The organism is Chloroflexus sp., from assembly GCF_034432675.1.
Classification (GTDB): Bacteria; Chloroflexota; Chloroflexia; order Chloroflexales; family Chloroflexaceae; genus Chloroflexus.
Map to the genome: position 1 here is coordinate 17370 of NZ_DAOUBI010000071.1, position 10281 is coordinate 27650.

The following is a 10281-nucleotide window of genomic DNA, read 5'->3' on the forward strand; positions in this document are numbered from 1 at the left end:
ACATTGCTGTCAGGATGCACAACGTCCAAACCGGTACCGATGTTCAGTCTACCTGGCCGTAATACGCACCATGTTATCTAGCGTAAGCATCTGAGATGACAACCTGGAATAATATTTCTGGTGTGCCGGCAAATGAACCGGGAACATTCCTCAATAGCCTTATCGAAACACCCTCTACAGCTATTGCTTCCAGAACAGTATGTGTAGCACTCAGATATTCATGTATTTGACAAAATGATCCGACTTGTGAAATAATAAACTATGATAAATAGTAATACTACAGTTTGTAACCAGTTACAATAACAAAATCTTCATCAATACATAGTACATCGGTACCTTCTCCGGCACCCCCTTCTCTTGGTAAGTACCGACAATAAATAGTACTTTCAGCCTATTGGCGAAACCTGCCTCATCATATATACTACGAAGCGTGGAGAGGTACTCCACAGGAATAGTTAAACTGCACTAGTCTTTAGGAGGTTCACAATGCTTCGCAGTTTCTTCGCCAAGGAAGAGGGCCAGGGTCTGGTTGAGTACGCACTCATCCTCGTTCTGATCGCAGTCGTCGTTATCGGTGCTTTGACCCTGCTGGGCCAGAACATTAGCGACCTGTTCAACCAGCTCGCCGGCACAATTCAGCCGTAATTATCGTTATCATACGACACTCAACCACACCCGGCCATTTGGTCGGGTGTGGTGCTTTTTTCTGCCTGATCATTGCCATATTGATGCCTCCCACCCATATCAGCAATAAGGAATACCGTGTTTCCAGCTTCCAATCTTGAAACAGGTGCGCTGTCGTTTCGTAGCTCCCAACCTGTTCTACCCCGACGCCAACCTGCCAGATTCAATTTCATACCCTGATCCGAAACTTGTCGCCACGCCCAAGGTTTTGTACAATGCGAGTAATCCGGTGTTATGAGGTTACTGCATCCGTATGCCGAACAATCGCTACTATCAGGAATATGGCCCGATCTATCGCCGTCGAGCCGGACAACGTCCACCGCTTGCCGACGACGAGCCACCACCTGATGAGCCGCGCCGTCCCCGTATGCGGCGTCCAGTGCGTCATCGGCGGCGGGTACCGGTCTGGCTATGGCTGGTGGTAGGTTTAGTCCTGCTTGTCGCAGTTCCCACCGGTGCGCTGTACGCCGTGGATATGGTGTATCCTGAAACGATTTTACCCGGCGTTTCGCTCAATGGCGAGTCAATCGGTGGCTATTCGCGCACCGATTTAATTATCGAGTTGCGTCGGCGCTATCGTTCCTTTGAGCAACAGCCTATTACACTTACATTTCGTGACCAGCGCTGGCAACCGACACTCGCTGAGTTGGGTGTCGCCTTTGATGTGGAACGGCTGGTAAATAGTGCCTTCGCGCTTGGACGAAGCGGTGATCTGCTCACTCGTGCCTATGAGCTGTGGTTGCTCTGGCAGGAGGGAATTGATATAACTCCACGCCTGACTGTCGATCTCGCGCAAACCCAACGCTATCTGCTGGGGCTGGCACCACAGATCGAGCGATTGCCGGCTGATGCTGTTCTCAGTCTGGCCGATGCCCGCGTGGTTGGTCAGCCCAGCCAACCGGGTACGCAGCTTTTGGTTGACGCGACGGCAAATGATGTGCTGCTGGCTATCCGTGCGCTCCAACCTCAAACGGTGCCGATCCGCACTCGTCAGATCGTGCCACAGATTGACGATACTGATCTGGTGGTTGCCCAGCAGATTGCTGACCAACTGCTGCGGAGTGCGCTTGAGTTGAAGGTCGAAGACCAGACAATCGTCTGGACGCCTGAACGTCTGGCAGAACTACTGCGGGTAACACCGGTTGATGGTCGACTAACAATAGAAGTTGATCCAGATCGTCTTGCCCGTGCCGTGGAAGGGCTGGCGCAGATGATCGATACCGGTACCGCTGAACCGCGCCTGCGTTTCAGTGATGGTCGGGTGCGGATCGTCGCTGAGGGACAGCCAGGGCGGCGGTTGCGTCAGGCTGATGCGGTTTCTATCATTGCTGACGTGCTGATGCAGCCTTCACCGGTAACCCGCACGCTGACTCTGCCGGTTGAGCGGATTGAACCTCAAATTACGGCAGCAACCCTCGACAATCTGGGCATTGTCGAGCTGGTAGCAGAAGGACGGAGCAGCTTTGCCGGTTCAGCTCCATACCGCATCACCAACATTCGCGTCGGTGCAGCCCGTATGAACGGTGTATTGATTGCGCCCGGCGAAGAATTTTCGTTTAACCGCCAGTTGGGTGAAGTCAACGCCGAAAATGGCTTTGTTGAAGGGTATGCAATTATCGGCAATCGGACTCAACTCGAATGGGGCGGTGGGGTGTGCCAGGTAAGTACAACCGTCTTTCGAGCCGCGTTTTGGGCCGGTCTACCGATCACCGAACGCCATGCCCACTCGTTTTACATAAGCTGGTACGACCGCTTCGGACTCGGCCCGAACGGTGATGGTCAGGGTCTCGATGCCGCGATCTTTACCGGTGTGCAAGACCTCAAATTTGTCAACGATACCGGGCGCTGGTTGCTGATGCAAACAAGCATTGATGAACAGGCACAGGTACTGGTCGTCCAATTGTATGGAACTCGGTCTGATCGCGAGGTGCGGATTGAGGGGCCGATCATCACCAACGAGATCCGGGCACCGACTGAGCCGGTCTACATTGATGACCCTTCACTGCCACGTGGCACGTTACGGCAAACCGATGTCGCACGCAGTGGTCGTGATATTTCCATCTACCGTATCGTGACCGAAGCGGATGGTGAGGTGCGGCGCGAGCTGTTCTTCACCCGTTTCCGTCCTTGGCCGAACATTTTCGTTCGTGGTAGCGGATAGGTGTGCTCGTGCAGTGATCGGTGTGTGAATGTGTTTCCGCAGGTACGATTTGTGTGTAAGCCTGGAGAAAACTTCTACGTATCGCACAGCGAGAAGGTTGTACTACTCTGGAATGTAGAACCTATTTCAAAAACCGTCCGTGACCAGCAGGGTCAACGGCGTGCCACGCGCCGGATCGTGAGCACGGCTGTTGCGGCAGCATGGCTGCCGTACTCCAAACGTCGCGACAAGCGCGTGACGAGCAGGCAAGGCACCCCTCTCAGCGCATGATGGCACGACAGGAGCTGCGCTTTGCCAACGGGCCAGGTGCAGGATGGGCCAGTCTGTGGTGATTGGCAAGTGTTCCTGCGCCTGGGTGACAGTCTGGGAGCACAATAACATCGGTAGGATTTTCCAAAGCCGTCTGGTACAGCAGGTGTAAAGAGGATTTCAGATAGTCGAGATCGTCTCTTCCGCGCTCTTAACTACATGCCACGGGCATTGCTAAGACAGGTATCATCCAGCGACGTGATTGCTGTGTGGTTCAGTAGGAGTACAACTGATACTCCTTGTGTTGCATGGTATACTCTCGAATACAAGGAGTTGTAACCATGCCATCACTACGGCTAATTCCAACGTTACAGCAGCAGGCACATCCATTGACCAATCCGCTGATCCAGCAACAGGTGCTGGCTCAGGTGCCGGTACCTGCCTTCAATGAGACACTCCTGGCCTATGGTCTGGCCCCGCTACGGGCCGAGTCGTGCATTGATGTCTTGCAGATCAATGTGGGACGACGCTGTAATCAGACCTGTCATCATTGTCACGTTGATGCCGGCCCCGACCGCAAGGAGGTGATGCCGCCAGAAATTGTCGCCGCCTGTCTGGATGTGCCGGCACGCTGGTGGATTTCGACCCTCGACATTACCGGTGGTGCGCCGGAGCTGCATCCCGCATTTACCGAGATCGTCCGTCAGGCACGTGCGCTGGGCTGTCATGTGATCGACCGCTGCAATCTGACGGTTGCCCAACTGCCAAATTATCGCTATCTACCCCGATTTTTTGCCGAACATCAGGTCGAGATCATTGCATCGTTGCCGACAACCGATCCAGAGTCGACCGATGGTCAACGTGGTGAGGGAGTCTTTTCGCAATCGCTGGCAACGTTGCGCGAACTCAATGTGTTGGGCTACGGTATTGAGGGCAGCGGTTTGCTGCTGAATCTGATCGCAAATCCAACCGGCCCTTATCTGCCGGAAGCGCAGGAAACCCTCGAACAACGCTGGCGGCAAGAGCTGGCTACCCGTTATGGTATAGTCTTCAATCGCCTGTATACGCTCACCAACATGCCGATCAGCCGCTATCTGGACCATTTGCAGGCCAGTGGCGAGCTGGAAGCATACATGCACCTGCTCGTTCAGGCGTTCAACCCGGTGACAGTAAATGGCTTGATGTGTCGCACCACGCTCTCGGTCGGTTGGGATGGGCGACTCTACGACTGTGATTTCAATCAGATGCTCGATCTCGCGCTGCCGCAGAGCATTCGCGATGTGACTATCGCCGATCTGGCCGGACGCGAGATTCGCACCGTAGCACATTGTGACGCATGCACCGCAGCCGCCGGCTCCACCTGAACAGGCGCTATCGGCACGCCGTGAGCGTGCATCCGGCGCTCGTGATGATGGCCCGTCGCCCTGAACCGGGACGGGTCAAGACCCGTTTGTGCCCACCTTTGACCCCAGCGCAGGCAACTACACTGTACGAAGCGTTTCTTTATGATTTGACGGCGTTGTTGCGGAGTGTACGTGGGGTGCAGCCGATCATCGCGTATGCGCCGGAAACCGCTGCCGATTACTTTGCCCGCCTTGCCCCTGACCTTACCCACCGGCCACAGGTTGGCGCTGATTTGGGTGAACGGCTGACCAACATCACCGATGCGCTCCTGAACGAAGGCGCACCGGCAGTGGTTGTGATCGGGAGCGATAGCCCTGATTTGCCGGTAGCCTTCATCGAACAGGCATTCGCTGAATTAGCGCAAGGGGCCGATCTCGTGTTGGGGCCGGCCAGTGATGGCGGTTACTATCTGGTTGGGTTGCGCCGACCGGCACCAACCCTCTTCACCGGCGTCACCATGAGTACGCCAACCGTACTGCGTGATACGCTAGCCATTGCCGAACAACTGCGGCTCCAGACCTCGCTCCTTCCCCTTTGGTACGACATCGACACCTTTACTGATCTGCACCGCTTGATCGCCAGTTCAGCCTCTCTGACCCACACCCGGCCCCTATTGGAGCACGTGCTGGCACAGGCTGGAGGATGACGTGGTGGCAGATATATCAATCATCCCCCACAAAACACACACTGCACACAAAGGTTTGCGCACGTTTCACGAGACATAAACCCCGGCTTCAATCCACTGCTGCAAGCGTATAGCGGAGCCGTGGTACCGGTCGGTTCCATTCTGAGATAGTCTCCCCGATCACAGTACATCCCATGTTGCGGTAGAAGCCGACGGCATGTGGATCAGCGTCCAACTCGATCTGCGCAATTCTCTGCGCACGGCATTGGGCAACGGCATGGGTAAAGAGCATTCGCCCCACGCCCTGGCCGATCCAGGACGGGATCACCCAAAGGTCTTCGAGTATCGCTGGTGAGCTATCGACAATCAACCGGTACCAGCCAATCGGCTGCCCCTGCTGATGAGCAGCAAAGACCAGATCGTGGTCAATCGCCGCTGGAGTGATGATTGGCGAGGCGGCCCATTGGTTGATGAGATGGTCGGGATAGCCCCAATATCGCTTGGCAGCCACAGCAATTTGCTTGAGCAGCGCTGCGTCGGACGGTTGAGCGCGGACAATGATTATTGTTGACATAGCTCCTCCGGCTGAGGGGGAAACTCTGCTTTATGTGTAACACTCTACCATGCTCAGATGCGAGAACGCAGGCCGTGCCTATGACGATGGGTGCGGAAGCCTTACTTCTGCACTCCGAACAGCGCGACACGTGGTGCCGCAACCTGCTGCCAGGGTGGAAAAAGGTAATGCCCTCATAATCCCAGAAACACCATCCTGCACCCGGCGCAAAACTCTTTGACAAAGCGAAGATTGTCTTGTCAAGATTGCGCAAAGAGGGCATAATACGACGAAAACCTGGCAGATAGCACAAAGGAATTAGACACACATCATGTCATCGTCAAAACTCACACACGGCCCGCAAACCGGCGAATTTATCGCCATGATGGCTCTGATGACCTCGCTGGTCGCTATGTCGATTGATCTGATGTTACCCGCCCTGGCCGATATTGGTGCCGATCTCGGCTCCCCCCACGAGAATGCCAACCAGCTTGTCGTCACGATGGTCTTTCTCGGCCTGGCGATTGGTCAGCTTCTCTATGGCCCGCTTTCGGACAGTATTGGGCGTAAACCGGCGATTTATCTGGGATACGCCATGTTTGGTGTTGGCTCACTGCTGGCTATCTTCGCCATCAATTTTCCCATGATGCTGATCGGGCGTCTGCTTCAGGGGTTGGGCGTGGCCGGGCCACGCGGGGTCTCAATGGCGCTCATTCGGGATCGCTTTGCCGGAAGATCGATGGCGCGAGTGATATCATTTATTATGGTTGTCTTCATCGTGGTGCCTATCATTGCGCCGGCTATCGGCCAGGCTATCCTGTTTGTGGCTGCCTGGCGCATCATCTTCGTCATCCTGCTGGTGCTGGGGGTAGTATCACTGATCTGGTTTGCGCTCCGTCAGCCGGAGACACTTCCATCCGAGCGCAGGGTGCCGTTGTCGGTGCACCGAATGATTGGTGCGCTCCGCGAAGTACTGGCGAACGCCACCACGCTCGGCTACACCCTCATGGCCGGAGCAGTGTCGGCCATCCTGCAAGCGTATCTCAATTCGTCACAGCAGATTTTTCAGCAGCAATATGGCTTAGGCGCACTGTTTCCACTATTTTTTGCCATCAATGCGCTGGCGATTGGCCTCGCTTCATTCGTGAATGGCCGTCTCGTCATGCGCTACGGCATGCGTCCGCTGGTAAAAATCGCACTGTTTGCGTTGTGCAGCATAGCCCTGCTCTTTGTCGGGATCGCTCTGCTTACCGCCGGGCAACCGCCGTTGTGGATGTTGATGGCGTACCTGATCCCGTGTTTCTTCTGTCTGGGCATTCTCTTCGGCAATATGAATGCACTGGCGATGGAACCACTCGGTCATATTGCCGGTGTAGGTTCGGCAGTAGTTGGCTCGCTTTCCACCTTCGTCGCGATTCCGCTCGGGGCGGTTATTGGGCAGGCGTACAACGGCACGGTGACGCCACTGGCGATGGGGTTCGCTGTACTGGCCTTTAGTGCGCTGGTCTTGATGTATTGGGCCAATCGCGATCAACCTGAGCCGGTGGTTGTGAGCGAAGAGTAGCACCTGGCTGCCGGTCATACTGCAAGTATGCTGTGAGATTTAACAAGTACCGGTAGGGCAACCGCTACAGGAGCGTGGGTCGGGCTGGAACGCATGTGTCGTGGCAATTGACGCGCATCGGTGGGTACACGTGCGGTGGATCGTTCACACTGTTGGCGGCCTGCGCCAGGATGGCTTGTGGGTTGAGACATTTGCGAAATGGTTGCTGTTCAATAGTTAAAGCATGCTCCAAACAGCAGGCGGAACGCCTGCGCCACGATCCGCTCCCCCGCTCACACCCCGTCTACGCAGCACGTATCGTCACAGCAGACGGCAGTGCGCTGCCGTGACCGGCGACGAAACCGCTGCGCCACACACCTGATCGCGAGCACGGCTGGCGCGGAGCGTGGCTGCCGCACGCCAAACGACGCGCCTCATTGTATTTTCATTAATAAAGCTATTGACATGTCTGTGCAAGGGTGCTATTATGACTGTGCAAAACATTGACAGTACAGAGACAGGAGACCATGATGATTAAAGTAGGACGGCGCTGCCATATAGAGGGAGTAACGCCAGAGCAGGTGTTCGCAACTCTTTCCGACCCGGCATTGATCAGCCAGATTTTGCCTCGCGTGCAGAAGACGGAGCTGCTCAATCGTGATGATGTTGCACGTCGCGCCCGTCTAGTCACCTATATGTCAATGGGTGGTTTGTTCGGCACGATCCGCTGTGAAGGTGATCTGACCTGGCAAGATAACCGCGAAATCGTCTTCACCGTGCGCACGCCGCTACCGGTTGAGACGCGTTGGGTGCTGAGCCAGGCGGTCAATGGTACCGATCTACAGGTTATTATGGGGATTGACCTGGCACCGCTTTTGGGCATGATGGCTTCATTTGTGCCTGAGAAGACTGTCGCCGATATGCTAGGTGCCGATCTTGAGACAGCATTGCGAGGCGTTGCTCGTCAGACGCGCCAGACATCATCAGCCCGCGCCGCAGCCTAATTCATTCTGTCCCTGTCTCTGGTATAATCGCAGAGCACCACACAATTGGTGCTCTGCATTCTTTTTTTGCCGCTCCGGCGAGGACGTCGGGGGAGACTATGGTTGATGTTGTGCAGATCGGGCTGGGATTTGTGCTCAGTATTGTGATCGGCGGTATTGCCTTTGTCCGCCGTTCACTAAGCGAAAGTGGCTGGCTGGGTGCTGTGTTAGTGGGGACATTGACGTTCGGTTTTGGTGGTTGGGCCTGGGGAATTACCCTGATAGTCTTTTTCGTCAGTAGCAGCCTACTCTCGCACTACAAAGAATCCATCAAAGAACGGCGGGCAGCAGAAAAGTTTGCTAAGGGTGGCAGGCGCGATTTTTTCCAGACGATTGCCAACGGTGGGTTAGGAGCACTATGCGCGGTCGCGTATGCCTTGAATGACCAGCCGGCGGTATTACTGGCAGCATTTGTCGGGTTAATGGCAACGGTGACTGCCGATACCTGGGCGACGGAATTGGGCGTACTCAGCCCGCATGAACCACGACTGATTACGACGCGCCAGCCGGTACCACCGGGAACATCCGGAGGTGTCACCCTGATGGGTACCTCAGCGGCTGCCGCAGGCGGGTTGTTGATTGGCATCACTATGTTCCTGCTGAGCAGTATCGGTGGTACGCCGCCGCGGTGGATGATCCCGGCTGGTCTCCTCGGAGGTCTAGGTGGTGCGCTGCTCGACAGTCTCATGGGAGCTACCGTGCAGGCAATCTACGTCTATCCCGATGGCCGCGAGACTGAACGCCGGGTGGCTCGCGACGGCACTCCCAACCGCTTTTTGCGCGGCTGGCGCTGGATGGATAACGACCTGGTGAACCTGATCAGCTCAATTGGTGGTGCCCTGATCGCGGTTGTGATTGCGGCAATGATGGGGGCGCTTTGACAGGCTGGTGACAGTGGGTTGGCGAAGGATGTTTCGCTACCGCTATCCATTCGCCGATACCAAAACAGCGGCTGGTCTGGTCAAGAGAGTTGATAGTCGGGCGAATGACCTGGCACTCCCTGTAAAGGGAAGGCGATACATACGCCATCTCATTCTTGCCGAACCCTAAACGTTGCGTGGTACAGATTGAGGTGGTGAACACAGGGGAATTCACGGTAGGGGCGCATGACCGTGCGCCCCTACTCTGGCCTGCTACGATAGTGTTCATTCCCTGTTTCTGGCTGATATGACCGGTTTCATTTAGCGTCCACGTCGCAACAGCACCAGGCCGGCCCCAATCAACAGCACGGGGAATAGCAGCGAGAGATTCACCCCCAATTGCTCAAGTAGAATGATACCGCCCACACCGATCAGAATCATGCCGAGTAAACTCCAGTTACGGCGACGCGGTGGTGTCGTTGTCAGTTGTACCGTCTCGCCGGTTGCCGGGCCACCGATAGGCTGACCGGTAAGTGGATCGAAGCGGTATGAGGGATCGGGAGCATATCCGACCCGTGCCTGCCCACTCACCTGACTTTGACTGACGAAAGCCTCCTGCGGAGCGAAATTTGCCTCGCTACCTGTCGAGGAGAAGGGTGTCGGAGGATTCTCTCTTGGCATAATTAGCCAGAGCACCAGATAGATCGGCAGGCTAATGCCATTGATGAAAAAGATCAGCACAAAGATCAAGCGCACAATGACCGGATCAACGGCGAAGTAGCGGGCCAGGCCGCCACACACACCGCCGATCATGCGATCTGTTCTGCTCCGGGTAAGTCGTGTCTGCATATATCGGCTCCTTCCAGCCAGGGCCAAAGAGTTGTGCCCACGTATTCTGCGAATTTGACGAACGTTTTACCAAATAGTTGCAACCACGCCTGCTCACCGTCACGAGACCATGTGCAGAGCGATTCATCGCCATGGGTGAAGAGGCTCATGCCTGGTATCAACACGCTCGTACAGGCACAACTCTGTCGCGGACACGGCTGGTATATTAGAACCTGTTTCAAAAAACATTTACGAGATGCTCTGTTGCAACCATTGATTAAATGTGGTAACAATGGCTTCTGCACCCGCGAGCAAGCCGTTCTGGCAACGT

Annotated in this window: 9 protein-coding genes; 7 read left to right on the forward strand and 2 right to left on the reverse strand. The window is 55.5% G+C overall.

Features of this window, described 5'->3' with window-relative positions; genetic code table 11:
* Positions 1-486: 486 nt before the first annotated feature.
* The 4 genes from VAE55_RS05570 (at position 487) to VAE55_RS05585 (ending at position 5144) form a co-directional block, all read left to right on the forward strand.
* The gene (locus VAE55_RS05570) at positions 487-645 is read left to right on the forward strand and encodes a Flp family type IVb pilin (RefSeq protein ID WP_287156714.1); all 159 of its coding nucleotides are present in this window, start codon (positions 487-489) and stop codon (positions 643-645) included.
* Between the two features lie 292 nt (positions 646-937).
* The gene (locus VAE55_RS05575) at positions 938-2845 is read left to right on the forward strand and encodes a VanW family protein (protein WP_322814811.1); all 1908 of its coding nucleotides are present in this window, start codon (positions 938-940) and stop codon (positions 2843-2845) included.
* Positions 2846-3435: 590 nt separating this feature from the next.
* Complete coding sequence (arsS, locus tag VAE55_RS05580) at positions 3436-4458, forward strand: arsenosugar biosynthesis radical SAM (seleno)protein ArsS (RefSeq protein WP_322814812.1); 1023 nt, start codon at positions 3436-3438, stop codon at positions 4456-4458.
* A gap of 44 nt (positions 4459-4502) precedes the next feature.
* On the forward strand, positions 4503-5144 hold the full coding sequence (locus VAE55_RS05585) for a TIGR04282 family arsenosugar biosynthesis glycosyltransferase (protein ID WP_322814813.1): 642 nt from the start codon (positions 4503-4505) through the stop codon (positions 5142-5144).
* Positions 5145-5232: 88 nt separating this feature from the next.
* On the opposite strand, the gene VAE55_RS05590 is transcribed toward VAE55_RS05585, so the two are convergent.
* On the reverse strand, positions 5233-5697 hold the full coding sequence (locus VAE55_RS05590; RefSeq protein WP_322814814.1) for a GNAT family N-acetyltransferase: 465 nt from the start codon (positions 5695-5697) through the stop codon (positions 5233-5235).
* A 310-nt stretch (positions 5698-6007) separates the two neighbouring features.
* Between VAE55_RS05590 and VAE55_RS05595 the strand changes: the two genes are divergently transcribed.
* The 3 genes from VAE55_RS05595 to VAE55_RS05605 all read left to right on the forward strand — a co-directional run bounded on the left by VAE55_RS05595 (position 6008) and on the right by VAE55_RS05605 (position 9143).
* On the forward strand, positions 6008-7240 hold the full coding sequence (locus VAE55_RS05595; RefSeq protein ID WP_322814815.1) for a multidrug effflux MFS transporter: 1233 nt from the start codon (positions 6008-6010) through the stop codon (positions 7238-7240).
* A gap of 506 nt (positions 7241-7746) precedes the next feature.
* Positions 7747-8223: an SRPBCC family protein gene (locus VAE55_RS05600; RefSeq protein WP_322814816.1), complete on the forward strand. Its 477-nt coding sequence runs from the start codon at positions 7747-7749 to the stop codon at positions 8221-8223.
* Between the two features lie 98 nt (positions 8224-8321).
* Positions 8322-9143 (forward strand): DUF92 domain-containing protein, encoded by an 822-nt coding sequence (locus tag VAE55_RS05605; RefSeq protein WP_322814817.1) that lies wholly within the window; start codon positions 8322-8324, stop codon positions 9141-9143.
* Between the two features lie 300 nt (positions 9144-9443).
* Here the strand turns inward: VAE55_RS05605 and VAE55_RS05610 are convergent, their stop codons facing one another.
* Positions 9444-9971: a PspC domain-containing protein gene (locus VAE55_RS05610; RefSeq protein WP_322814818.1), complete on the reverse strand. Its 528-nt coding sequence runs from the start codon at positions 9969-9971 to the stop codon at positions 9444-9446.
* Positions 9972-10281: the final 310 nt, after the last annotated feature.